This is a genomic window from Patescibacteria group bacterium, from assembly GCA_034520665.1.
Lineage (GTDB): Bacteria > Patescibacteriota > Patescibacteriia > JAXHNJ01 > JAXHNJ01 > JAXHNJ01.
The window spans coordinates 179261-205408 of record JAXHNJ010000001.1; the positions used below are offsets into that span (position 1 = coordinate 179261).

Sequence of the window (26148 nt, forward strand, 5' to 3'; positions counted from 1 at the left end):
GATAATTAAAATAAAAAACAGAAGTCAGTGATAAAAAAAGGATACAAAATATATTAAAAAAGTTAAAATTTAAAAAAGTGGTTACTGTAGAAAAAAATAGGCAGACCTATAAATATAAAAGTGTTAAAATTGTTCTTGATAAAGTTAAAAATTTGGGTAATTTTATTGAGGCGGAATTATTAGGCCGGCCCAGCCGAAAGAATAAAGATAAAGTATTAAAAATAATTGATGAGCTAAAAATTCCCCGAGAAAATATTATTTGGGATTTACGCTACCACGCTATGTTGATGAAAAAGAAAGGTTATAAAAACTATTATTTTTAAATAAAAAAAGGTGGTGTTTCAAGACGGAGGTTGGTATCTTGAAACACCACTGGTTAGCCTAACAGACGCGGGATCTGTTATAATAAGTAGGTAAAATAACGTCTGTATGCCCCACTTGAGGGAACAAATGATCAAAGGAAAAAGTTCATACTTTTCCCTTAATTACATTATATAATAGCTAAAATAATTAATCAAATATATGGAATGTCAAATAAACAAAAATTTAAAAAATTGTCCCTGTACTTACCCGGGTTGTCCCAGGAAGGGCAAGTGCTGTGAATGTATTAGTCATCATCGCCAAAGAGGGGAGCTGCCGGGTTGTTATTTTTCAGCTGAAGATGAAAAAACTTATGACAGGAGTATAGAAAGGTTTATAAATTCATACAATAAATAATTTATAAATAAATTTTTCGTGTAATAGATTTTATTTTTTATAATAATCTTTAAAATGTCAGATTTTAAACCTAAATTATTGCTTCATGCCTGCTGTGCTCCTTGCGCCGCTTATGTTATAGAAAAATTAAATAAAGAATTTGATTTAACAGTTTTTATTTATAATCCGAATATTCACCCTGAGGAAGAATATTTAAAAAGAGTCGATGAATTGATTAGGTACTGTCAAAAATATCAGATAGATTATATCGAGTATTTTTATGACCAGGAAAACTGGTTTAAAGTGACCAGGGGACTAGAAAACGAACCCGAAGGAGGAAAAAGATGTGAGGTTTGTTTTTGGTATCGTTTGGATAAAACGGCTAATTATGCTGATTCTCATGATTATGATTTTTTTGCGACCACGCTTTCAATTTCTCCACATAAAAATTCAAAGATTATTAATAAGACCGGTGAAAAATTATCGGATGAATACGGGGTGAGATTTCTCTCAGAGGATTTTAAAAAGAACGAGGGCTATAAAAAATCTTGTCAATTGTCAAAAAGGCATAATTTTTATCGGCAAAATTATTGCGGCTGTATTTATAGTCTAAAAGAGAGAGGACTTGAAGAATAAGGTTATATTTGCTATTATTTTTATAGAAAATGATTAAATAAATTTATATGAACCAAGAAAAATGGCAGGAAATAAAAGGGAGGATTTTGGATGAATTTGAGGTACTGGAAGAAAATAAGGAAGATTTAGGTGATGACCGGCCCGGAGAAAAAGAAATTATAATATTTAAAGGGCCTTTGGGCCGGATGAAGCTGGAATTTATCACACATCCAGTGGTTTTAGATAAAAAAGGCATCGGCTCGAAAAGAATTGGCAGCCAGGCCAGAGTGGAGTATATTTATTCAGATGACGAATTTGTCCATACTATGAAAGCTTATAAATGGAGTGAAGAAAATGATGATTGGCTGGAAATGGAAGGCAAGGATAGTTTTAAAATTTAATATAAACCCATGCAGAAAAAAAGCATTAAAGTTGGTTTATTAACCGGCTTTTTAGAAGTAATTTATATTACTTTAGTAGCTCTTTTTCTCTGGGGTGGCAGCAGTTGGTTTAATAAAAGCAATAATGTTCTGATATCTATTATCATGCTTTTAATTTTTGTCATTAGTATGGCTGTCTCCGGCTTTTTAGTTTTTGGTTATCCGGTTTATCTTTTTTTGAAAAAGAAAGATTTTAAAGAAGCCGCTCTAACCAGCGCTCTGAGTGTTTTAGTGATAGTTATTTCTTTAATCTTATTTTTATCAATATATTTTTTAAATTATTCTAGTTGTTAATTATTAAATTTTAAAAAAATGAAAAAAACAATTATTATTTTCAGCCTAGTGCTGATTTTAACGCCGCTCGTAGCCAAAGGGCAAACTCTTAACCTTTCTGAGTTAATTGATGAAATAGGCGATGTGACTGGTGAAAACCTTGGGCTTTTGCCAGACTCTTTCTTTTATCCGGTTAAAACCTGGTGGGAAGAGGTAAGACTTTTCTTTGCCTTCAGTGACGAAAAAAAGGCTGATCTGGAGCTGAATTTTGCCAACCGAAGGTTATTGGAGTTAAAAAAACTTTGTGAAGAAAAAGATAAGTGTGATCTGGCTGAAAAACTGGTGCCTAAATTCCAAAACCGCCTTGAAAGATCAATACAAAAACTGGAAAAAGCCAGTGAAAAAGGAAAAGACTTGGAAGAAATGGCAGAGAAATTAAAAGAAAATCAGGAAAAACAACAGGCTGTACTGGAATCACTTTACGATAAAGTGCCGGAACAAGCTAAGGAAAATATTTTAGAGGCCATGGAAAAATCGTCTAAGGGACTTTCTAATGCCATTGAGAAAGTTCAAAATTCAGAAGAAGCCGAACAGTTTGAGAACAATATTCGCAATCAGGCAGAGAACTATGGTGAAGAGGTAAAATTAAAAATTAAAGAAAGATTAAATTTTAATAAAGATGAAGAAACAAAAAATACAAAGGCTAACCAAAATCAAAATATGAATCAAAATCAGAACATGAACCAGAATCAAAATATGAATGTAAATAGCCCGGGTCAGGCTGAAGCTAATCAAGCTGGACAAAATTAATATATACAAAAAAAGAACTGGTCGGATAAATCAGTTCTTTTTTTTATTAATCTATTTTATAACAAAGTCAAAAATAATGCCGAGAATAAAGGCCAGGCCAGACAAAGCAAAAATAGCATAATAATTATATTTAGCTTTGCTGGAAGAAAGAGTTTTAAAAATGTAGCGCATAATGGCTTTATCTTTTTCTGAAAGCTCTTTGACTTGATCGACTTTTTGCACCATATTATTATCCTCAATCAAGCGGTCTCTTTTTTCAGCAATCTGGTAGCGGTGAATAAAATAAATAACAAAACCAATAGTGCCGATATACCAGGAAATTTTAACCCAGAAAGAAGAGTAGAAATTAAGAATAATAATAATGCGGTAAGCTACGGTGGCCACTATACCGGTCCAGAAATAAAACTCGCGCATAAATTTAGGGCTGGCTTTTGGTTGTTTCATATATTTTTACCATGAAAGACATTTTTTTATAAAACGATTTCCTTTTCTTAAAAGTTTTTTTCTTAATTCATCACCAATAAATATGACTAGAGCAAAAGGCAGACTGATGATAAGAATTCTAAATTCAACCGACGTAGTACCAAAAAGTTTATTAGCCGGCGGGAAATAAAGAATAATACTTATTAGAATTATTTCAGATAAAATTCCCAGTAAAACTACTTTGTTGGTAAAAAAACCTTTTTTAAAGATAGATTCTTTTTTGGTGCGGCATATCATAACATTAGCAATCTGGCAAATAATGATAGGAGCAAAAAAAGCACTAACGGCCTTGATGTATAAAGGGTCATTAATAGCTAGTTCCTGACCCCATTGCCAGCCACCTGTATAGAGAACATAAAAGTAAGTAGTAAAGCCAGCAGCCGCTTCAATTGGACCAACAATACCGTAAGAGCGGAAAAGCATTTTCCAGGTCATCAAGGGTTCTTTTCTTGAGCGAGGTTTTCTTTTCATAATGTCATCTTCTGGCTCTTCATAACCAATACCAAGCGCTGGTATAAGATCTGTGCCTAAATCAATGGATAAAATTAAGATTACGGTTAAAGGCAAAGGAATACCTAAAATGGCAAAAGCAATAAAAGGCAGGATTTCAGGGATATTACTGGTTAAAATATAAACGATAAATTTTTTAATATTATCATAAATTGTACGGCCCTGCTCAATAGCTGATACAATAGTAGCGAAATTATCATCCATTAAAACCATATTACTAGCTTCTTTAGCCACGTCAGTACCAATAATCCCCATACTAACCCCAATATCAGCATTTTTAAGGGCTGGGGCATCATTAACTCCGTCTCCGGTTACTGCTACGGTGTGTCCCATTGATTTTAAAGTTTTAACTATTCTCAATTTTTGAAAAGGATTGGTACGAGCAAAAATGATATTATTTTTGCTCAAAACATCTTTTAAAGCGTCTTTATTCATTTTAATTAAATCTTTTCCGGTTATTACAATATCGTTATTTTTGTCTTTGATTATTCCAACCTGTTTAGCTATAGATTCAGCTGTTTGAGCCGCATCACCAGTTATCATAATAACTTTGATTCCGGCTTGTCGGCATTTTTTTATAGCCGCTTTTACTTCTTGGCGTGGAGGATCATACATGCCGATTAAAGAAGTAAAAATAAAATTCTTAGATGGTTTATCATTTTTTATATCACTATAAGCCAAAGCAATTATTCTTTCACCACGAGAAGCTAATTTATTGTAATATTCAGTAACTTTATCTTTTTCGTTTTTGGTAAATTTTTTGACTTTACCTTTGACTAAAATACGGTTACACATTTTTATAACTACTTCAGGAGCTCCTTTAAGATAAGCGCTTTGTTTACTATCTGATTTTGAAAAATAAGTAGTAATCATTCTCTTTTTTTTGGAATCAAATGGTGATTCATTAATTCTTTTATTTTTATAATATATTTTAGTAATATTTGTGTTTTGGTAAGCAAATAAGAGCAAGGCTCCATCAGTAGGGTCGCCTTTATAGGTTTTACAATCAGAATTTAAACGAGAATTATTACACAAGGTGGATATTTTTAATATCTTATTCAGGCCAGCTTCATCTTTATAATCGTTTCCACGGCAATCAAATTCTTCAAAGTTAAAATAAAGTGTTTTTACAGACATTTTATTTTCTGTTAAGGTACCTGTTTTGTCAGTGCAAATAGCAGTAGTTGAGCCTAAAGTTTCTACTGATTCCAAGTCTTTAACTAAGGCTTTTTTCTTAGCCATTTTTTTTGAAGTAACACTTAAACCCAAAGTAACAGTGGGTAAAAGTCCTTCAGGCACATTAGCTACAATAATACCAATAGCAAAAATTAAACTACCCATAAGGTGCTTGCCCATAACTATACTGATTATACCAAAAATTACTCCGAGAAAAATTGCAATAACAGAAATTATTTTTATAAAATGATTAAGCTGTTTTCTGATAGGCGTTTCTCCAAATTTTGTGGTTTTACTTAAGTCAGCAATACGGCCAATTTGGGTAGTCATGCCAGTTTCATAAACTATGGCTTTAGCTGTACCGGTTTGCACCAAAGTTCCGGAAAAAATCATATTACGAGATTCTAAAATATTTTCACTAGTACATGCCAGTTTTCTTAATTGTGGTTCTGACTCGCCAGTTAGAGCGGAATGGTTAACTTTTAAACCGTAGAATTCAATAATACGGGCATCAGCCGGAATTTTATCACCTTCTTTTAGAGATATAATATCTCCTGGAACTAATTGGTCAGCGGTAATTTCTTTTTTACTATTATTTCTGATAACATCTATATGGGTGGGTAGCATATCAATAAAACTTTCCATTATTTTTTCGGCTTTGTGCTCCTGATAGTATGAAAAAAAGGCGTTGAGAATAACAACACCGATTAGGGCTATGCCAATATATAGATTTCCTTCGCCGGGATAGATAGATTCACTTATAAAAGCTAAAATAGAGCCGATCCAAAGAAGTATAGCAAAAAAATTAAAAAGGTGTTTAAGAAATTTTATAATTTCCGGTACGCCTTTTTTTAATTCTAATATATTTGACCCGTATCTTTTTAATCTTTTATTAGCTTCTTTTTCAGTGAGGCCTTTTTCAGAAGTTTTTAAGCGTTTATATAGTTCTTCTATTTTTATTTTGTGCTCATCTCTTTTTCTTTTATCCATATATAAATAATACTAAAAAGTTTAAAATTAGGCAAATTTTATTAGTTTTTTCTTTTAAATTGTTTTATAATTAAATAGAAACTTAATCAATATTTGTGATTAGTCATATAATTCAAATCTCAACTTACTAATTATCAATCACCTAAAGAAAATGACTGGTTATATCTTAGAAAAAATTTATTTTGAGCACCAGGCTGGGGTAAACCATCCGGAGAGCCCAGCTCGGCTTGAAGCCATTCTAGAAGCGATTAAAAAAGTTAAGGGGCTGAAAAAAGTCAAAGCCCGGGCCGCTAGTCCCGAAGAAATTTGTTTTGTTCACACAAAGGATTATTTTGATAAAATAAAAATTACGCGGGAAAATAAATTTACTTCACTTGATCCGGATACAGGCACTAATGATAAATCATTTGAAGCGGCTCTTTATGCGGCTGGCGGAGTATTGAGTTTGATTGATTCAGTTTTTAAAAAAGAAATTGACAATGGCTTTGCTTTTGTCCGGCCGCCGGGCCATCACGCCGAGAAAGACCGGGCCCGGGGTTTTTGCCTGTTTAATAATATTGCCATTGGCGCTTCTTATGCTTTGGAGAGGTATAATTTAAGCCGGATATTAATACTGGACTTGGATTTGCATCACGGTAACGGCACCCAGCAGGCTTTTTATAAGACTGATAAAGTCATGTATATTTCAGCCCATCAATACCCTTATTTTCCGGGTAGTGGTTATTTTGATGAAGTTGGAGAGAGTAAAGGGAAGGGCTATAATATTAATTTTCCCTTGAATATTGGCCAGGGGGATAATTTTTATCATCATCTTTTAGATAGAATTATTAAACCAATAGTTAATCAATATGCTCCAGAATTAATTCTAGTTTCTTTTGGCTTTGATACTTACGGGGGTGATCCATTAGGTGGTATGAAATTAACAACTAAGGGTTATAGAAATATGACCAGACAAATCTTAGAAATGGCGGATGAAAATTGCCAGGGCAGATTAATTTATATTTTAGAAGGTGGCTATAATAAAGAGGGTATTAAAGAAGGGACCAAAGCAGTCTTACAAAGTTTAAAAGGAAAGCCAGTTAAAGAGGGAATTTCAAAGCAGCAAAAGAATAAAGAATTTTGGCAATATTATGAGGAAATCAAAAAATATTACGAAAAATACGGCTTTAATATTTGTTGAATAGCCGGAAAATTAGTATAATAAAATAATAATCTTAATTTTTATTATGAAAAAAACATTATTTTTAGTTTTGGTATTAGCTCTTATTTTAGTTCTTCCGGGCTGTGTTCAACCTAATAAAAAAGGCCAGTATACTGAATTTATCCGGCGAGAGGGGAGTCTGGCTAGTGAAAATGATATTATTGACAATAGCGTGCCTGTTTATGGAGTTTTTCCTTCTGAAATTTCTGTCAAGGGTGAGGAAAGAATTAGAATATATGGAGCTAATTTTGAGGCAAATTCTAAAGCTTTTATTAATCGACCGCAATTTACTCTTGAAACTATTTATTTAAACCCCGGACTTTTGGAAGTTTGGATGCCGTCTTATCATCAAGGTATGTATAAATTGGGGGTAGTAAATCAAGACGGAACATACGGATATTGGTCAAGATTATTTAGGTATCTAAAAGAAGATGAAGGCAGTAATTAGAGTAGAAAATTTAACCAAAACTTTTAATCGCGGCCAAATTAGAGCGGTTGATAATCTTAATTTAGAAGTATTTCAAGGAGAAATATTTGGTTTTTTAGGACCCAATGGCGCTGGCAAGACCACTACTATTAGGATTCTAATGGATTTTATTTCACCGACCTCAGGCCGTGCTAGCATTTTTGGTATGGATTGCCAAAAACAGGGATTGAAAATAAAAAAAGATATTGGTTATTTGGCTGGTGATGTTAAGCTTTATGAAAAATATGACGGCTGGTACCTGACTAAATTTTTGGCTAACTTAAACGGCGGCCTGTATAAAAAATGGGTAGAGGAACTGGTCCAACGTTTAGAAATTGATATGGACCGAAAGATTGACGATTTATCCAAGGGCAATAAACAAAAAATGGGTCTTTTACAAGCCTTATCTCAAAAGCCTAAACTTTTAATTTTAGATGAACCAACTGGCGGACTAGATCCTTTAATGCAAATTGAGTTTTATAAAATTGTTAAAGAAATGAAAAAAGAGGGGACCACTATATTTATGTCCTCACATGTATTATCGGAAGTAGAAAAGATCTGTGATCGAGCCGCTATATTAAAAGATGGCAAACTGGCGGCTGTTAAGAGTGTAGAGGAATTGGGCAAGGCTAAAACCAGGAGGGTTAATTTATATTTTAAAGATAAATACAATTTAAATGATTTTAAGCTGGATAAAATTGAAATTAAACATCAGAGCGAGAAGCACTTGCAGCTAGTTATTCACGGCGATATAAATCCTTTAATTAATGTTTTAAATAAATATCAGCTTCAGGATATCACCTTTAATGAAGCTGATTTGGAAGAAGTTTTTTTAAAGTTTTATCAAAGAGAAGAAAAAAAATGATAACTCTAATAAAAAAGGTATTAAAGGACAATAAAAGAAGCCTAATTGGCTATGGTCTCGGGCTTTTAATTTACAGTTTATTAATGGCCGCTATTTATCCCACCTTTGTAAAATCTGGTTTTGATATTGAGGGCTATATTGAAAATTTTCCCGAAGCTTTTATGAAAGCCTTTGGCATAAACCTCGAGGGCGGCTTTAGTTTTACCAGTTATATTGGTATGGAATATCTGAATTTAATGTGGATTATTATTGTCTTATTTTTCATTGTTTATTTTGCCGCGCGTATAATTGCCTCGACTGTGGATGACGGTACTATTGAGCTTTTATTATCACGACCCATTAGTCGGATAAAAGTAGCTTTAAGTTATATTATTGTTTTTATTTTAGGGGTTATAATTTTGGAGGGTGTAACTATTCTTGGCTTTTGGTTACCGACTTTTTGGGAGGAAACCTTGATTATTGAGTGGGGCAATTTGATCAATACTATGTTCATGCTGCTTTTATTTTCGTTGGCTATTTTCGGTTATTCATTTTTCTTTTCTTCTCTTTTTTCTTCTAAAGGTAAAGTTATTGGTTTTGGGGCCGGGTTGACCTTGGCATTTTATGTTATGAATTTTGTCGCTTTGTACTGGGAAAGCGTGGCCTGGTTAAAGCACTTTACTTTATTTTATTATTACCGGGGCGCTGATTTATTATCCGGTCAGTCAATTATATTAACCGACGCTTTGGTTTTTCTGGGAGTTTTTCTAGTCTTTACTTTAGGTGGATTGTGGTATTTTAAGCAAAGGGATATTTGTGTTAAATAAGAATATTTAAATAAATAATTGAATGAAAAGAAACCGCTGAATCGGCTTTAAAAAAGTATTTAAAAAAAATAGTTATATTTCTTAACCACTTTCCTGCCCGACAACGGCTTCGCCGTTAGGCGAAGACAGGCGGGAGTGGCGTACTGTAGTAATCCTTAACAAAGAACCTTGTTCACAAATTCAATCATACGCGACTAAAGTCGCTAGGAAATATCTTATAGTATTTCTTTATAGAATTTCTTAGCCACTTCAGTGGCGTACTGTAGTAATCCTTAGCAAAAAAATACCTTGTTCACAAATTCAATCATACGCGACTAAAGTCGCTAGGAAATATCTTATAGTATTTCTTTATAGAATTTCTTAGCCACTTTCCTGCCCGACAACGGCTTCGCCGTTAGGCGAAGACAGGCGGGAGTGGCGTACTGTAATTTAAATAAATAATATTAAAATTAATTTAAATTATCATGTCTAGATATTTTGTCGATAAATCATATTATTTTGTTACTGTACCAACAAATAAAAGGTATCACTTCTTTAATAGTAATACTAAAAAGAAAATAATTCTGGATCAGATAAACAGAGTATGTAATGCTTATAATTTAAAAGAATTTAATTTTGGTATTATCTCTAATCATTACCATTTTGTGGCTTATTTTAAAGAAGGAAGTATTATGCCAAAAATATTAAAGCAAATTAATGGTCGAAGTTCTTATGAATTAAATAAATTGACTGATAATAAGAAAGAAGTGTGGGGAGAATATTACATATATTTAATTGAAGATGATGTTTTGTTAGCAAAAGCACTCGGTTATGTAGTGGGCAATCCTTTAAAGCATAAAGAAATTAAATCGTTTAAAGAATTAGAAAAATATCCTTTTTCCAGTTATAAATCACTTATTAAAAGAATGGATAAAAAGGATGTTAATCAATATATCCGATCTGTTATTAATATAAGGGAAAATGATTTTACCGCAAGTAATTTTAAAGTTAGATGTGAATAAATTTATGATGAAATATCTTATAGTATTTCTTAGCCACTTCAGTGGCGTACTGCTATTTCGCAAGCAAGGTTTATACTTTATAATTATATTCAGGACAACGCGACTAAAGTCGCTAGGAAATATCTTATAGTATTTCTTTATAGTATTTCTTAGCCATTTCAGTGGCGTACTGTAGTAATCCTTAGCAAAAAAATACCTTACTCACAAATTCAATCATACGCGACTAAAGTGGTTAGGAAATATTAGGAAATTAAACCGGATTATATTATTTCTGATTTAAGAAAAGTTTTAAGAGAGTTGAATTTATAAAAAAATTAATTATCATTTGTTTAAAGCCTTAATTTTGCCTTTTTAGGCGGTTTTATGGTAGAATATCATTAAATAGCCCTAAAGTAGGGATTATCCACATTATTGAAAACATTAATAATTAGCTAATATAAGCAAAGAAAGGAGGTGTCATCATGGCAAATCTCGTAGTTGGTTCAAAAGTTAAAGAAGCTATTAAAGCTAAAGGCTGTCATACTTCTGGCGAATTAATTGATGCTTTAGATCAAAAAGTAGCTTCCTTATTAAATGATGCTTGTGAACGTACACAAGCTAACAAAAGAAGCACTGTTAAACCTCAAGATCTCTAAAATTTTTGTAAAAAACCTACCTTAATCGTAATTTAGCAAGGCCAGTACTTAACATCTTAAGGGACTTTGCTACCTAATATAAAAAGGGTAGGTTTTTTAGTTGAAAAAATTATATTTTTAGTTTAGAATTTAATTATTAGGCAATATTATATTGATACCTTATTTTCTTAAATTGAAAGAAGGGAGGGATTTATGCCGGGTTTTCAATTCATAGTGCCTTGTGACAAATGCGAGAGCGTTATAAATTGTATTGAGAAAGAACTGGCCGGCAAACTGCGAGATGATCAGAAACTGGAATGCACTAAAGGCCCCTTTGGGGTAATCGTCCGAGGCATCGATGAAGAGCAACTAGTCCATCTTAGAGGAATTTCTGGTATATTTTCGGTGCAGTATGTGGCCTAAAAAAGAGGAGGATAAATTTAGATCTTTGTTACTTATTCGGGCTCCAGATTTGGAGCCCTTTTTTTAATTTGACTAGTTTATTTTATTTTGATAATCTATGATGATAATTTAACCGCTCTTTACAATTTATTTTTTGGAGGAAAAAATGAAAAAGCTGAAGGTTCTATTAATTGATATTGATAATTTTCTTGAAACCCAAATACTGAAGTGGGTATTTTTAAGGAAAGGCATCCAAGTAGTCAGGCCCGATAGCCAAAAAGAGCTATTGGAAAATTTTCCTTATGATTTAAGGAAATGGGAATTCAGACCTGATTTTGTTCTGGTGACTTATTATAATTTTTCCCAGCTGACCTGGCTGATCAGCTATCTGAGAAATATTGAGTCAATTGGCATTAGGGTCGTAAATTCGACTGAAAACATTGAGTTGTTTACTGATTATTTACGGCGCAGCCAGATCCTTTCTCAAAAGGGATATCAAATTCCAAATTTTTATCACGGTTGTTCTTCTAAAATTCCTGAGCATTTAGGAAAGATGGTGGTTTGCAAGACTTTGAAAGAGCATCAGACTTTTCTTTGTCCGAGGACGGGCATCCATTCCCTTAATAGTCCGATTTTTGTCGAGTCCTGTATTGCTAATCCAAAGAAAAAAATTCTTACTATTTATTACGTGGATGGCCTGATTTGGGCTCGTTGGAAAGAAGATGCTCTGCAGACTAAGAAAAGAAACAGAGAACTAATCACTGATTTATCTGGCTTTGCCGAAGAAAAGAAAATCGTAGGTAAAATAGCCCAGGATTTCGGCTTAGTTTTTTTTAATGTCGAGTTTGTTGAGGGTTATGTAATTGATGTTAATACCATTGCTAACCTTTTTTATTCCCAACATCTCCAGCCCCTTGAAGCTTTAGCTGACTGGTTTTTAAATCAGTAGGTCTGGGAAGTATGAAGCGAGAATTCAATTCTCGCTTCTTTTATGTTAAAATAAAATAATATGAAATATAAAGCAGTGATTTTTGATAACGTCGGGGTGATTCTTAATGAAAACCACAAGAACTGGTCCAAAAGAATTGCCGAATATTATAATTTACCATTTGATAGTATTTATCAGAGTTACTCACGCCAGAAAGCCTGGCAGCTTTTTAAGAGAGGAAAAATATCTGAAACTGAATTTTGGCAACAAGGAAACAAAAAATTAGGAAAGAAACTTGACCTGAAAATATTAAAAAAAATGGCCCGGCGTGCGAGAAGGCCAAGAAAGCTGGTGGTAAAATTAATAAAAAAATTAAAGAATAATTATGTTCTTGGTTTATTAAATAACGAGGGCCGGGAATGGGATAATTACTCCTTTCAGAAAAATTCTTTTTATTCATTGTTTGATATTCATCTGGCTTCTTATCATTTTGGAGTAGCCAAGCCAAAAGAAAGGATATATAAAATTTTAATAAAGAAATTAAAAAAATATAATATTAAGCCAGAAGAAACGGTTTATATTGATGATTATTTAGAAAATTTAAAATCCGCCAAAAAACTAGGTTTTGTCACCATTCACTATAAAAGTTATAATGAATTGTATAAATCGCTAAAAAAATTACAAATTATATAAATGTATAAAACCAAAGTAATAAAAATAGGTCATAAAAAGATAGGCGGAAACAATCCGGTTTTAGTCCAGTCAATGTGCAACACGGATACTCGCGATATTAAAGCCACTGTCAAGCAAATTAAAGAGCTGGAAAAAATGGGCTGTGAAATTATCCGGGTGGCGGTTTTGGATATGAAAGCGGCTCGGGCCATTAAAAAAATAAAAAAGCAAATAAATATTCCTTTAGTGGCTGATATTCATTTTGATTATCGCTTAGCTATTGAATCAGTCAAACAGGGAGCCGATAAAATTAGAATTAACCCGGGTAATATAGGCAGTCTGGAAAATTTAAGGAAAGTGGTTAAGGCTTGCCAAAATAAAAAAATACCGATTCGGGTGGGGGTAAATTCAGGTTCGCTTGAGCAAGATGTTTTAAAAAAATACAAAATGCGGGTTACGCCTCAAGGCCTGGTTGATTCAGCTTTAAAAAATATTAAACTTCTAGAAAAAATGAATTTTAGAAATATGGTGGTTTCTATTAAATCTACTAATGTGGCTCATACAATCAAGGCCTATGAAATGATAGCCAGAAAAATTAGTTACCCGCTTCATTTGGGAGTGACTGAGGCCGGTCCGCCTAGTGTTGGTATTATTAAATCTTCAATTGGTATCGGTGCTTTATTAGCCCAGGGAATAGGGGATACTATCCGAGTTTCCTTGACTGGAGATTCAGCTGAAGAGGTCCGAGTCGGCTGGGAAATATTAAAATCATTGAAGCTGAGAAAAAAAGGAGTGGAAATAATTTCTTGCCCCACTTGCGGCCGTACCCAAATAGATTTACCTAAGTTAGTCAATCAGGTTGAAAAAGCTCTTAAAGATATTAAAAAAGAAATAACAGTAGCTGTTATGGGCTGCGCGGTCAACGGCCCGGGCGAAGCCAGGGAAGCCGATATTGGAGTAGCCGGTGGTAAAAAAACAGGTATAATTTTTCGCCGAGGAAAAGTTATCAAAACAGTTAAAGAAAAAGATATATTAAAAGAGCTTTTAAAAGAAATTAAAAAATTATAATATGTCTAGGAATTTGATTATATGGCTAATAATTTTAATAGTAATAATAATTGGTTTTATTTATTTATGGCTTAATCAGGATGAAGTATTAAAAGATGAGAATAAAAATATGAATCTAAGTAATAAAGAAACAATTAAATTACCTGAACCAAGAAAGGATTCAGAAGTTTCTCTGGAAGCAGCTATTAATAAGCGTAGTTCGGTGCGAGAATATTCTGATCAAGAAATAAGTTTAAAAGATTTATCCCAAATTCTCTGGGCCGCTAATGGGACTAATGAAAAAGGCAGCCGCACGGCTCCTTCAGCCGGAGCTTTATACCCTATAGAACTTTATGTAGTGGGAAAGTTTGAAAATTATGCGGCTGGTATTTATCATTACCAAACGCCAAATCACACTTTAGAAAAAATAAAAGAAGGTGATTTTTTGTCCGAACTTTCAGAAATTAGTCTAGATCAACAATGGATTAGAAAAGCACCTTTAAATATAGTGGTCACGGGGGTAGTCAGTCGGACGGCTGAAAAGTACCGGGAGAGAGCAGAGCAGTATGTCGCTTTAGAAGCCGGGCCTGTGGGGCAGAATATTTATCTGCAAGTATCGGCTTTAAATTTAGGTACGGTTTCAGTAGGAGCTTTGCATGATGATCAAATGTCAGATTTTTTAGATTTTGAACCTAGCCAAAAAGCTTATTATATTTTTCCCATTGGAGGACTTAAGTAAATGCCGGAGCTACCAGAAGTAGAAACTATCAAGAGGGGACTGGAAAAGAAAATAATCGGCCAAAAGATTAGCCGTATTGATATTTTAGATGCCAAGCCGGTTGGTTCTTCTAACAAAAATTTTAAAAATAAATTAAAAGGGAGAAAAATAAAATCAGTCAAAAGACGGGCTAAAATTTTAATTATTGGCTTTGATAGTGATTTGTTTATGATAGTGCATTTAAAAATTACCGGCCAATTGGTTTATCATAAAAAAAATGACCAGCATAATAAATACACCCGGGTAATTTTTTATTTTACTGATCAGACCAAGCTTTACTTTAATGATATGAGAAAGTTTGGTTATTTAAAGTTATTTAATAAGACTGAATTAGAAAAAGAGTTAAAAAGACTTGATTTTGGCCCGGAGCCTTTATCTTCAGATTTTAGACTAAAAAACTTTAGAGAAATACTAAAAAAAAGAAAAAATAAGCCGATTAAGCCGCTTTTAATGGATCCAAGGCTGATTGCCGGTATTGGTAATATTTACGCTTCTGAAGCCTGTTTTTTAGCTGGTATTAGACCAAGCCGGCGGGCTGGCACTTTAACTAAAAAAGAATCAGAAAAAATATTTAAAGCTGTTAAAAAAGTTTTAAAAAAATCCCTTAAATATGGCGGTACTTCAGCTGACGCTTATATTAATGCCGAGGGAAAAGAAGGGGATTTTGAAAAAATGTTGTATGTTTATGGACGACGGGGCGAAAAATGTAAAAAATGCCAGGCTGAGATAAAAAGTATTAAACAGGCCGGGCGCGGCACTTATTTTTGTTCTAATTGCCAGAAATAAAAAAAACCGGCTAAGCTATTTAAGCAGGTTTTTTTATTTTAATTATTTTAAGGAATAATTAAGTAAAACATATAAGCTAAGACAATTCCAAGAATAAAGCCGACAATAACTTCAGCTAAAGTATGGCCAATATGCTTTTCTAGTCTTTTTGGAAATAACTGCCTTTCTTTTTTGGGATATTTTGCTATAATTCTTAGCAAGGCAATTGATTGGAAACTGATAATCTGCCGCATACCTAAAGCATCTCTAATAATGATTAATGAAAAAATTACGGTTACGGCGAAAATTGGACTGAAAATTCCTTCAGCTATACCGATAATTGTACAGAGAGAGGTAACAAAAGCGGTGTGGACTGAAGGCATGCCCCCATAATCAAAGGTAATGTCAAGATTGAAATTAGCTTTCAAACCTCGGATTAATATTTTAATGGCAAAAGTAATAATGCCGACAATCAGAGGGATAATTAATAATTTAGGATAAACCATAAATGGATTATATTTACTCAATTATTTACGGATTGGTGCAGGGTTTGACCGAATTTATACCGGTTTCTTCTTCCGGACACCTGGTTATTATGCATCAGATATTTGATTTTGATTTTGTTAGTTCTCTTAGTTTTGATGTCATGCTTCACGCCGGCACTTTAGTAGCCCTGCTCATTTATTTCTATAAAGATATTATAAAATATATCGGCGCTTTTTTCAATAGTCTGTTAAAATGGCAGGTTAAAGAGAAACCAAATCAGCTTATTGCCTGGATGATATTAATTGGCACCTTACCAGCTTTAGTCTTTGGTTTTTTTCTGGAAGAGATTGTAGAAAATTCCTTGCGCTCGCCGCTTTTGGTAGGATTGATGCTTATCTTAGTCGGTTATTTGTTTATTTTATTTGAAAAAAGAACAAAAAAAATAAAATTATTATCTGAAAGCTCCTTTAAATCGGCCCTAATTATCGGATTTTTTCAAGTTTTGGCTCTTATTCCCGGCACTTCTCGCAGCGGCATTGCTATACTAGGCGGTCTTTCCCAAAAATTAAAAAGAGATCAAGCGGCTCGGTTTGCTTTTCTTTTAGCTATCCCAGTTACTTTAGGGGCCGTGGTTAAAAGAAGCGGCCGCTTATTATCATCTGATTTATTAACTCATGAATGGGTATTAATGATATTAGCTTTTCTAGTGGCGGTTATAGCCGGATATTTGGTTATTCGTTTTTTATTAAAATTTTTAAAAACTCATTCTTTAAAAGTATTTGCTTATTACCGCTTTGTTTTGGGAATAATTATTTTAATATATTTTTTGATTAATTAAAAAATTACCTAAATAATTATTTATTAAGAGAAAGGTTTGGATTTAGAGAGCCAGGCTTTTTATGATAGTGCTTGGCTTTTTGATTTGGTCTTTGTTCTAATTAAGAATCCCAACGCAGGCACGGAGAGTGGCGTTGGGTCTATGGGAGGCAGGGAAAAAAAGAGAAGAGAAGAATTTTTCTCATCGCTTAGGCAAAAGATTTATCTCTCTGGCGCCGGATTTATCCGGCGATTTATGTTTTGCTAATTGGTTATGGTTATAGCAGCTAGTAAGGTTTTGGTAGTGGGTTTGGAATAGAAAAACATTGACTCAGCCTAATAACCAAACTAGCGGCTCGGCCTAAAACCCTCTTTTTTGCTAATTGGTTTATACTGGCGGAGTAATCTTTTTAAAATGTCGCCACATGAATGTTGTGCCGGGCTCTAAATTGTTTATAACTTTTCTGACACGGGATTTATCTTGTGACGCAATTTTTAATAATTAAAAATCTAGCGCAGGTCTTTTGTGCCTGCGCTAGGTTATCTTTATAAATAACCAAAAATCCCTCTCAAGTGATGAAAGGGATTTTTGTATGGTATATCTATTTTAACTTAGAATGTTGGTTCTTTAGGCTCTTCAAAGAATTTCTTAGGCCTAAACAGTGTGACCAGTATAGCCATAATGATTGCTACCCAGGGCCACCAGCCGTTAGTCTGACAGGAATATTCAAAATAAATCCAGAAAGCAGCTACAGTTAAGACTAAGGGGAAAAGCCACCACCATTTATTTTTTGATTTTTTGACTAGGAAGTAATAACCAATTAAAACGCCAATATAAATAATGAGAATAATCAGCCACCAGGACCAGGCCAGGGGAGTACATTCATCGGAAGGGCTTTCTTCCTCTTCCTGGGCTTGAGCTTCTTCACTAACTCCGGCTACTTCACCTTCAGGCTCAGTTTCTTGTTCCTCTGATTCTGAGACTTCTTCTGTTTGAGCGGCTTGATTAGTGTTATTATTTACATTTTCTTCGGCTACCGGTGGCAGCAGGGTTTCTTCTTTGACTTCAATTTTTACGCTTTCAGAAATATTACTACTAGTGGCCATAATTTGACCCAAGCCAGTGTCTTTAGGCACAAATACACCTTCCTGGTTTATTTCGCCCAAGTTTCCTTCATGAGAGAAGGTAAGTTCAGGATTTTCAATAGTATTGCCCATGACATCAAAAACTTTGGCTTCAAATTTTTGGCTTTGATTAAGATTAATTACTTCCGGCATAGAGTTGGGATTAACCACAATAGAGTTAACTTCTCCGGAAATTACCTCAATTTCGTCTTGCGCGGCAAAGTTACCGTATTTGGCTTCAATTAGCCAGGAACCGGCCTTGCCAGCTTGATAAACATTATCTTCAATAGAACCGCGTGGATCTTCAGTAATAAAAATAGCAAATTCAGAAATATCCCAGGTATTTTTCTGCTTATCCTGAGCTTTTAAGGTTAGATTAATAGTTTCTCCAGCCTTTATTTCCGCCGGAATATTAACCAGTTTGACCTGATCAATCCCTCCGTGTTCTTCCTGGGCTTGACTGGTAAGCGGAATAATAGCCAGACAAGAAATTAAGATAGTGAATAGCAGTTTTTTCATAAGTATTTTTATTTTAATGGTTATTTTATACTGATATCCTGTCTTTTTCTAAGCCGGTAAATTTGCATACCGCCAGCAGCCGTAAATAAGGTTAATAAGATATAGATGAAATTATAGAGATTCATACCCGCTTCAGCTAAGCCCAGCACCACGCCTTTCCTGACTTCTAGGGGAGCCGTGTCTGAAATATCTTTATGATTAACAGCAGTAACCACGGCTAAGTTGTCATAAGTGTTAGCCTGAACGTCAGCTCCTACCTTGACTTCATAATTAATCACTATTTCACTACCCGGAGCCATGTTGCCTAAGGTCCAAATTCTGACCGCGCTGTCATCATAAGTAAAAGTAAAGCCTGCTGGTAATGTGTCAGTTAAAACTACGTCATAAGCTGTGGCTTCGCCAGTGTTAGTGACAGTAACTGTGTAATTAACCAGAGAATTAGGATTAACAAATTCCTGGTCAACTTCTTTTTCAATATTCAGAACCGGTTTGGCTTCTTCGCTTAAAACAGCTGGTATTCTAACCTCAAGAGTAACGGAATCGTCAATTTTTTCATGGTTGTCAGCCCAGGTTTCAGCCAGGTTATCATAGAAGCCAGCTTCAACCTTGCCAACTGCTACTTGATAGTTCAAATTAAAGTTCTCGCCCGGTGTTAAATCGCCAAGTTCCCAAGTGTGTGTGGCCAGGCCAGTGCTGACAAAAGTAAAGCCGTCCGGAAGAGTGTCTTCAAGTATAACGTTATAAGCGGTTTCATTACCAGTATTTGAGATATTAACTGTGTAAGTAGCCACATTGCCCGGATTGGCAAAAGTTAAGTCAACTGATTTTTCTATACCAAGGATTGGGCCAGACACAATAGTGGTCTCTTCATCAGCTGTGGTTTCATCAGTTTCATCAGAGTCGAGCACGGCTGTGTTATTAATCACAGTATTATTGACTAAGCCTTCATTAGCAGTAACCGTAATGTCAAGCGTGCCCGTATCACCTGGGTTTTTAGTATCCAAGTTCCAACTGACTGTATGATTAGCTTGGTCATAAGTATAAGTCTCAGAAGCGGAGACAAAGCTGACTTCGCTAGGCAGGTTATCTACTAAAGTTAAATTATTAACGGAATCATTACCGCCAACAGACCAAGTTAGGGTATAGGTAAAGTCTTTACCCGGAGCCACTGGGTCTTTACTGTCAATTTTATCTAGACCAATTTCGTAGATCAATTTTTGGTTACCAAAGTTATTATTTCTACTAACTATACCAGAGGCAATAGTAATAGCAGCCGGAGCCATAGTTTGTCTCCAACCTTCTTGCGTGGTTTCAGTTAAATTATATTGACCGGCTTCCAGGTCAGTAAATTCATAATAGCCGTTTTCATTTGTAGTAGTACAAGTATTTTCATCCAAACAAATTTCCCAGCCCTGGAGAGCCTCTTCACCTTCATCCCACTCAGAATTATTATTAACATCTTCAAATTTATAACCAGAAATTAGTCCCAATTTAAAGTTACCGAAGATAACTTCATGGGGTTGGCCGGATTTAACCTCAACCTCATATTCAGTGCCGGTTATGGCCATAAAATCACTGTTTAGAATTTCTTTAACTGTATAAGTGCCTGGTTCAAGATTAGTCCAAGTATAGGAGCCATCGGCGCCAGTTACTTGATTATCACCAACTTGAACTTCACCTTGCCAGAGCTGAACAGTCCAGCCGGGTTTAGGAGTTCGATCATTATCTGTTTTCCATGATCCATCGGCATCAATATATTTGTAAGCAGTTATGCTGGCGTTTTCAAAGTTACCAAAGTCAAAATCACCATCTTTTACATCTACTCCAGAAACAGCTTCAAAGTTATAACTACCTGTCAAAGGGTAGGTTTGGGTCCAGCCTTCTTTAGTTTCTTCGGTTATATTATAACTACCTGGACCAATATCGATATAAGTAACACAACCGTTTTCATTGGTCGTTTTTTCTTGTTCATTAAGATAAACATTCCAGCCTTGATTGTAGACTGAATCATTTTCTATATTACCGTCACCGTTTTTATCAATATATTTACAGACGGTGACATCTATGTTTTGGAAATTACCAAAGTCATTACCAGTACTTTTATCATTGATGCCTAAAGTAATAACACTCGGAGCTAAAGTCTGAGTCCAGCCGGGTTTAAGGGTCTCTTCTAAGATATAACTGCCGGCGGATAGGTTATCAAATTCATAATAGCCATTAGCGTTAGTAGTGGTAGTGTCTAAAACCGGATTTTCTGTAGGCATATTCTCAGGAGTATTTTGATAGACCTTTTCAAAACATTTAGTGTCATAATTATCTAAATTACCATCACCATTTAAATCAACTTTCTGGCTAGCAAAGGCGCCAAAGTCTGAAAGACCAATTTTATTATCCTTACTATAGTCATCGCCTGCTAAATTATAATCATCAAAGTTTTCTGAACAAGCAGAATATAATTTAATTTCCCAATCATCTAAAGCCGGTTCATCATTATCCCAAACATGGTTACCATTAATATCTTCGAATTTATAGCCGGTGATTTTACTGGCGTTGGCTGTGTTGGTAATGGTGCAGGTAACATCATCATCTTTTTCCAGGGTAATTTCATTGCCTTCTAAAGTTTTATTATTACAAATCCATTTAGAGGCGGTATAACCTTCAATTTCACTTGATTCAGAAAGGGTATAAGTGCCGGTTAGAACCTCACCATGAGCCAAGCCATTTCCTTCAATTGTGGAAAGATCTTCACTGGTGGCTTTAAGTTTCCAGTCAATAGCTTGGGCCGTGCCGCCATTAGAATTATCTACTTGTTTAATTAAAGTTAAGTCGGCTGTGTTGCGGGCATTGCAAAGGGTGATTTCAATCCCGTCAGTGGTCACACCCAGTTTAGCTGGCAGTGTTCTGTACTCAGTAGTTTCACAGGTATAAATAGAGCCGTTTACATACCAGCCGGCAAAGTGATAATCATCAACATTATTTTCCGTGATATTGTAATTACCGGTAACAACAGATTCTTCGCTACCCATTAATTTATCAAGAGTTTCACCTTCAAAACCCCATTGGAAGTTAAGGTTATTTGCTTTCGTGTTGTCGCCTTCAAATATTCCGTCGCCGTCAGCATCTACTTTTTTGTTTACTTTAATTTTACCGGTATCGCGGGTGTTGGTAAAAGTGCAGACGATGCCGTCGGTGGTTAAATCAATCTGTCTTGATTCAACTGCTCCATAAGATTGATCATTGCAGGTTAAATCAGTGACATGATAATCATTTTTTTGTTTTTCAGAAATGGTATATAAACCAGTTTCTAAAGTTCGGCTGGAACCAGTAGTAATATCTTGTTCACCATTTTGAATATTCCAGCTCCAATTTGTGGCTCCGATAATATCTTCGGGGTCATCAAGGTCGCCGTCGCCGTTTTCGTCAACATTTTTATAAACGATAAATTCTGCTGTGTTTCTGGTATTAGTGATTGTGCAAACCTTATTCTCACTGTTACCAACTGTTACATTTCCCTGAGCATCGCAATCACCAGAAATTACTGATGTATAATTTGAAAGGTCGGTGTTAGTACCAGCATTTTCTGAGACAACATAATTTCCAACACTTACAGTTTGAGCACCAGTTGTTCCTCCATTACCAACGTTTGTTCCTGTACCAGCTACTACACCGTCGATCATCAAGTTAAATAATCCTGTGTCATTACTAGGCACTAATACTTTGTTAACAGTAAGTGTTCCATTGCATGGTGTAGTAACAGTAGTTTCTACAATCTTAGAATCTAAACCGTTTGGCAGTTGGTCAGCATAAATTGTGCCGTAGTTGTAAATTGTTTCATCTGAACATATTGGTAGCTCATCTACTGTAACTTTAAATTTTACCCAACCGGTTTCGCCCGGTGTTAGAGTACCGGCATTCCAGCTTAGAAGTGATCCGTCAAAGCCAGGATTATTAGCTCCGAATTTTTCACTTGAATATCCGAAATTAACATTTTCGCTTTGATCATGCCAATTAGCGTAAGTAGTTAAAGCAGGAATATAATCATCAACTCTTACTCCACCGCCGGTACAATTAGTTTTTCCAGCGTTATTAAAATTAAGAGTATAAAGCAAAGTATCACCTGGAAGAGCAGTTGGTTTATCAACTGTTTTTTTGATTTCTAATTGACAAAAATCACCCAAACAATCTGGTCCAGGCATTACTCTGTTATCATTTTTATTAGCATATTTTACATAGCCGTGAGCGCCGGTTTGGTCAGTTCCAAAGATTGTGTTAATTGTAAAACTAACTATTTGAGTTTCATTTGAACCCTCTTCGGTAAAGCTAAGTTCAGAAATATCCCATTGAATAACATTATTAACATTAATAGAACCGTCATAAATAGAACCGTCATACTTAATCCACTCACCGCCGTTAGGTGATGTGCTAATCAGATGGTTTTTTACATCTTCGCAAACTTTTAGTGAAACGTGACTAACTTGCTGGGCTTTATCAATTTCATCGATTCGATAAGTCCAAGTTTGGTTAGTATCGTCGTCGGCAACTCCTACAAAATTCCATTCATAATGTCCTTTAGGTTCATCTAATTGAATTGCCCTAGCCTGGCTTGGCTGTATCAGGGCTCCTACCATAGACATATTTAATAATAAGGCTAACATTAGAAAAATGTTAAGACTTTTGACAAGCTTGGTTTTGATAGATTTTTTTGGTAATAAATTGATTTTTACCATTGTTTATTCTCCTTTTAATTTAAGTTAATTTGGTTAATTTAGTATATTAAGTTGATTGTTGTTTTGATTAGGTTCCTCGCATTACTCGGGATGACACTAAAGCGTCAATTGTTAGATTAGCCAATTTTTCAGCGCCTCTTTTTAACTATTTGAGAGTATTTCGGCTTGAAAATTGTAGAGTAGATCCCGTCACTCGCTCTTCTACAAGCTCAGAGCTCGGACGGGATTGTTAGATTAGCCAAATTTTGTTCGCTCATTTTTTATTAATGAAATTTATTGAGCTCCAAAATTTTGCTAATCTAACAAAAAAACCAACAGAAAGCAAATAATTTTTAAAAATGCATAAAATAAGACCTTTTTCTCTCCTCTTTTTTGATCCTCTCTCCTTTTTTAGACCTTTTATTTACTTTTTGTTGGTTTTAAACCTTTCCTCCTGATAGGTTTTATAAAAGAGCGTATGAAATTGTGTACCAAAGAGCGATTAATATATGTTTTCCCTCCTAATATGTAGAAAAAAGAGCTATTTAAGTTTTTTTATCTTAGTTCATTTCTCATAATTTGTCAAGTAAAAAGGAGCCGTTCCATATTTCTTAATAAAACGGCCCCTTTGGATGGGAATTTGATTACTTTTATCTGAAATATATTAGACTTGTGGATAACTCTATTACATATAGGGCACGATTAAAGTTAAAATAAAAAACAGAAAAGAAAGAAATGAATCAACTTTTTTCTTTTTAATAAGATGCTGCTCATGGTGCCAAATATGCCAGAGCTTAGGAGTCATGATAGCAATTTCGGCTAAAAATAGTATTATCAATAAAGAAAGGATTTTTGAGCTGTGTTTAACGTCTTTTACTCCTTTAACCTGACTGTTGATAGCCAAGCGGGTATTTTGATTATAATTATAAGCTAATTTTACATTTTGACTGTTGTAAGAGCGGTCTTCAAAAGTAAGCGCTTGATAATTTTTAAAATTATGAGGCAGAAATTGGTTTTGGTTCTGTTTTATAAAAAGATTATTTTTAAAGTAGTGAAAACGAATGGTCTGGTTGTTTTTGATCAGAACCAGTCTTTCAGTGGCTGGAGAAGCAGCTACAAAAAGATTGTATTGATTTAGATTAACTGGGTCCGGAAAAAAGAAGTAATTAGTTATGTGAAGATTTTTATTAGTAGTAAGTTTTGCTGGTTCAGGTGAATTCATCTTTTGCTGATCTTGTGGCTTGACTTCAGGGACAGAATTTTTGCTCTCTTTATTTTCAACTGGTGGCTGGTTATTTTCTAAAGCAATTACTTTTTTATCTTCTTCTTTTGTTTGAGTATCGCTTTGATTATTTTCCGGTTTTTTATTTTCTTCTTGTTTTTCAACTTGAACAGCTGGAGCCGGTTTGGGTTCCGGGGTTTCTTCTTGGTGAGTAATTGTTGATTCAGTCGTGCTGGCTGTGGCAACAACCGGAGGACTTGAAATAGCCTTATCCTGATGGCCAAACATCTGGACAATTAAAATGGTTGAGTGTCCCTGCAGTTTTCCATTAAGTACAGCCACGCCAATTTCATCATAATCAGAACTTAAAATATTTTCTCGGTGAGTGGGCGAAGCCATCCAGCCTTGCATGGCCCCGGAAGCGGAAGAAAAATCCATAGCCAAATTTTCACCGGCAAATTTATAGTCGTAACCGGATGAGTGAATAAAATCCCAGGGTTTTTTCCCGTCAGGTGCGAAATGGGCAAAGTAATCATCGGCTAGCATATCCTTGGCCTTGGCAACGGCCGCCTGGGTGAGATTGGAATTAAGTTTAAGCTGGGGTAAATTATGATTAAGCCGTTCTTGGTTAGTCAGATTAATAATGGTCTGGCTGTCAATACCTTGACCAAAAGAAACAAAAGGAAGAAGTAAAAGAGTAGCCAGAAGCAGGCTGCTCAAACATTTGGCTAGATGAATTTTTTTAAAAAGATGGAAGGGATGTTTTAATTCTTTAAATCGGTTCCCGGGAGTCTTTAGACGAAAATGGCCGCCTTTATTTTCAGCCATTAAAAAAGGTACTACTTCCACCTCCTTGTATTTGTTTTTCATTTTTGTTTTTATTTTGGCAAAAAAGGTGATAATAAAAAAAAGCGTTTTTTGACAAAAACACAATTTTTATAGACCCTTATAGGAAAACAAATTTTTCTAGCCAAGACACTAAATTTTGATTATACTTTTTTGTTTATGACCTCCCGTATGCTGTACTCATGATAATGGGGGGTAGTATTTTCTATATTTTTGTTTTTGTTTTTAGTATCTTTACTATGCAGTAAGTATAGCATAGATTTGGAGAAAAGTCAATCCCAAATCCATTATAGTCTCACACCATTTACTCTCTTAATAAAAATTTAATGGCAAGAAGGCTAGACGGAGATAAATCTTTTGCCTACTTCAAAGTTTAGAATAATTCGGGTAGAGGCGAGCTCTTTTTATTATAAATACTAAAATAATTTTCAAAAAGCTAAATTCTCTAAAATTATTAATCTGTCTTCATTAAAGAATCATTTAAATAATAATTTTTAAAACTAGAATATTTATAATCTTCCGGACTTTTAAAGCTTTTTTAAAAGACGCTATTATTTTATCGCGAGAAGAACTGGTCTCCAGACCTGTTCTGGCAATATATTTACTAAGCTCAAGGTCGAGTGACTCGAGAAGGTTGGATCTCCTGATCCAACCGAATAAGGTGGCGCGGATCAGGAGATCCGCGCTTCTCGGGTAATTTTAAGGGCTTCCTTGACAGTTTGTTTTATACTAGGTAGAGGCAGGTCATGGCTCGCCTCTAGGCCTGGTTCATTAATATTAAAAATAAATTTAAACAAAAGCATAATATTTGAATATTTAATATATAGCGGGAATAGGGATTCCTATCTACGCAGCTTTATTTAAACGCAGAGATAAGTCCTTGCTTTTGC

At 34.6% G+C, this 26148-nt stretch carries 24 protein-coding genes and 1 pseudogene; 19 read left to right on the forward strand and 6 right to left on the reverse strand.

The genetic code is table 11. The features are described from left to right. The first annotated feature begins 32 nt into the window (after positions 1–32). From U5L76_00940 to U5L76_00965, 6 genes and pseudogenes are all read left to right on the forward strand, one after another. Positions 33–323, forward strand: a pseudogene (locus U5L76_00940) (CYTH domain-containing protein). A 199-nt stretch (positions 324–522) separates the two neighbouring features. Further along, the gene (locus tag U5L76_00945) at positions 523–717 is read left to right on the forward strand and encodes a DUF6485 family protein (GenBank protein ID MDZ7798163.1); all 195 of its coding nucleotides are present in this window, start codon (positions 523–525) and stop codon (positions 715–717) included. 54 nt (positions 718–771) lie between these two features. Beyond that, entirely contained in the window at positions 772–1332 is a 561-nt protein-coding gene (locus tag U5L76_00950; GenBank protein ID MDZ7798164.1) for an epoxyqueuosine reductase QueH, read from the forward strand. A 47-nt stretch (positions 1333–1379) separates the two neighbouring features. Then, complete coding sequence (locus U5L76_00955) at positions 1380–1712, forward strand: hypothetical protein (GenBank protein MDZ7798165.1); 333 nt, start codon at positions 1380–1382, stop codon at positions 1710–1712. Between the two features lie 9 nt (positions 1713–1721). Continuing rightward, complete coding sequence (locus tag U5L76_00960; GenBank protein MDZ7798166.1) at positions 1722–2045, forward strand: hypothetical protein; 324 nt, start codon at positions 1722–1724, stop codon at positions 2043–2045. A gap of 18 nt (positions 2046–2063) precedes the next feature. Further along, the gene (locus U5L76_00965; GenBank protein ID MDZ7798167.1) at positions 2064–2834 is read left to right on the forward strand and encodes a DUF5667 domain-containing protein; all 771 of its coding nucleotides are present in this window, start codon (positions 2064–2066) and stop codon (positions 2832–2834) included. Positions 2835–2885: 51 nt separating this feature from the next. On the opposite strand, the gene U5L76_00970 is transcribed toward U5L76_00965, so the two are convergent. Together U5L76_00970 and U5L76_00975 are read right to left on the reverse strand one after the other, a co-directional pair. After that, the gene (locus U5L76_00970; GenBank protein ID MDZ7798168.1) at positions 2886–3278 is read right to left on the reverse strand and encodes a hypothetical protein; all 393 of its coding nucleotides are present in this window, start codon (positions 3276–3278) and stop codon (positions 2886–2888) included. Positions 3279–3284: 6 nt separating this feature from the next. Beyond that, on the reverse strand, positions 3285–5993 hold the full coding sequence (locus U5L76_00975; protein ID MDZ7798169.1) for an HAD-IC family P-type ATPase: 2709 nt from the start codon (positions 5991–5993) through the stop codon (positions 3285–3287). Positions 5994–6144: 151 nt separating this feature from the next. Here U5L76_00975 and U5L76_00980 point away from each other — a divergent pair, with 151 nt between their 5' ends. From U5L76_00980 to mutM, 12 genes are all read left to right on the forward strand, one after another. Beyond that, entirely contained in the window at positions 6145–7173 is a 1029-nt protein-coding gene (locus U5L76_00980) for a histone deacetylase (GenBank protein ID MDZ7798170.1), read from the forward strand. Positions 7174–7219: 46 nt separating this feature from the next. Beyond that, positions 7220–7642 (forward strand): IPT/TIG domain-containing protein, encoded by a 423-nt coding sequence (locus U5L76_00985; protein ID MDZ7798171.1) that lies wholly within the window; start codon positions 7220–7222, stop codon positions 7640–7642. Continuing rightward, a complete protein-coding gene (locus U5L76_00990; protein ID MDZ7798172.1) occupies positions 7626–8525 on the forward strand; it encodes an ABC transporter ATP-binding protein in 900 nt (299 codons plus the stop codon). Before U5L76_00985 ends, U5L76_00990 begins: the two co-directional genes overlap by 17 nt. Next, positions 8522–9331 (forward strand): ABC transporter permease subunit, encoded by an 810-nt coding sequence (locus U5L76_00995; protein ID MDZ7798173.1) that lies wholly within the window; start codon positions 8522–8524, stop codon positions 9329–9331. Before U5L76_00990 ends, U5L76_00995 begins: the two co-directional genes overlap by 4 nt. A gap of 464 nt (positions 9332–9795) precedes the next feature. Continuing rightward, entirely contained in the window at positions 9796–10332 is a 537-nt protein-coding gene (locus U5L76_01000; GenBank protein ID MDZ7798174.1) for a transposase, read from the forward strand. Positions 10333–10793: 461 nt separating this feature from the next. After that, complete coding sequence (locus U5L76_01005) at positions 10794–10967, forward strand: hypothetical protein (GenBank protein ID MDZ7798175.1); 174 nt, start codon at positions 10794–10796, stop codon at positions 10965–10967. A 192-nt stretch (positions 10968–11159) separates the two neighbouring features. Beyond that, positions 11160–11369 (forward strand): hypothetical protein, encoded by a 210-nt coding sequence (locus U5L76_01010; protein ID MDZ7798176.1) that lies wholly within the window; start codon positions 11160–11162, stop codon positions 11367–11369. Positions 11370–11514: 145 nt separating this feature from the next. Then, positions 11515–12297: a hypothetical protein gene (locus tag U5L76_01015; protein MDZ7798177.1), complete on the forward strand. Its 783-nt coding sequence runs from the start codon at positions 11515–11517 to the stop codon at positions 12295–12297. Positions 12298–12357: 60 nt separating this feature from the next. Then, on the forward strand, positions 12358–12969 hold the full coding sequence (locus tag U5L76_01020) for an HAD-IA family hydrolase (GenBank protein ID MDZ7798178.1): 612 nt from the start codon (positions 12358–12360) through the stop codon (positions 12967–12969). Next, positions 12970–14016: a flavodoxin-dependent (E)-4-hydroxy-3-methylbut-2-enyl-diphosphate synthase gene (gene ispG, locus U5L76_01025; GenBank protein ID MDZ7798179.1), complete on the forward strand. Its 1047-nt coding sequence runs from the start codon at positions 12970–12972 to the stop codon at positions 14014–14016. It begins immediately after the preceding gene. A gap of 1 nt (position 14017) precedes the next feature. Beyond that, positions 14018–14734 (forward strand): SagB/ThcOx family dehydrogenase, encoded by a 717-nt coding sequence (locus tag U5L76_01030; protein ID MDZ7798180.1) that lies wholly within the window; start codon positions 14018–14020, stop codon positions 14732–14734. After that, a complete protein-coding gene (mutM, locus tag U5L76_01035; protein MDZ7798181.1) occupies positions 14735–15559 on the forward strand; it encodes a bifunctional DNA-formamidopyrimidine glycosylase/DNA-(apurinic or apyrimidinic site) lyase in 825 nt (274 codons plus the stop codon). A gap of 47 nt (positions 15560–15606) precedes the next feature. Here mutM and U5L76_01040 read toward each other — a convergent pair whose 3' ends face one another. Beyond that, positions 15607–16044, reverse strand: coding sequence for a divergent PAP2 family protein (locus U5L76_01040; GenBank protein MDZ7798182.1), 438 nt, complete (start codon positions 16042–16044; stop codon positions 15607–15609). A gap of 2 nt (positions 16045–16046) precedes the next feature. Here U5L76_01040 and U5L76_01045 point away from each other — a divergent pair, with 2 nt between their 5' ends. Then, on the forward strand, positions 16047–16862 hold the full coding sequence (locus U5L76_01045) for an undecaprenyl-diphosphate phosphatase (protein MDZ7798183.1): 816 nt from the start codon (positions 16047–16049) through the stop codon (positions 16860–16862). 590 nt (positions 16863–17452) lie between these two features. Here U5L76_01045 and U5L76_01050 read toward each other — a convergent pair. The 3 genes from U5L76_01050 to U5L76_01060 form a co-directional block, all read right to left on the reverse strand. Beyond that, entirely contained in the window at positions 17453–18484 is a 1032-nt protein-coding gene (locus tag U5L76_01050; GenBank protein MDZ7798184.1) for a hypothetical protein, read from the reverse strand. Positions 18485–18504: 20 nt separating this feature from the next. Further along, on the reverse strand, positions 18505–23112 hold the full coding sequence (locus U5L76_01055) for an SdrD B-like domain-containing protein (protein MDZ7798185.1): 4608 nt from the start codon (positions 23110–23112) through the stop codon (positions 18505–18507). A gap of 763 nt (positions 23113–23875) precedes the next feature. Continuing rightward, the gene (locus U5L76_01060) at positions 23876–25282 is read right to left on the reverse strand and encodes a CAP domain-containing protein (GenBank protein ID MDZ7798186.1); all 1407 of its coding nucleotides are present in this window, start codon (positions 25280–25282) and stop codon (positions 23876–23878) included. Positions 25283–26148 lie beyond the last annotated feature (866 nt).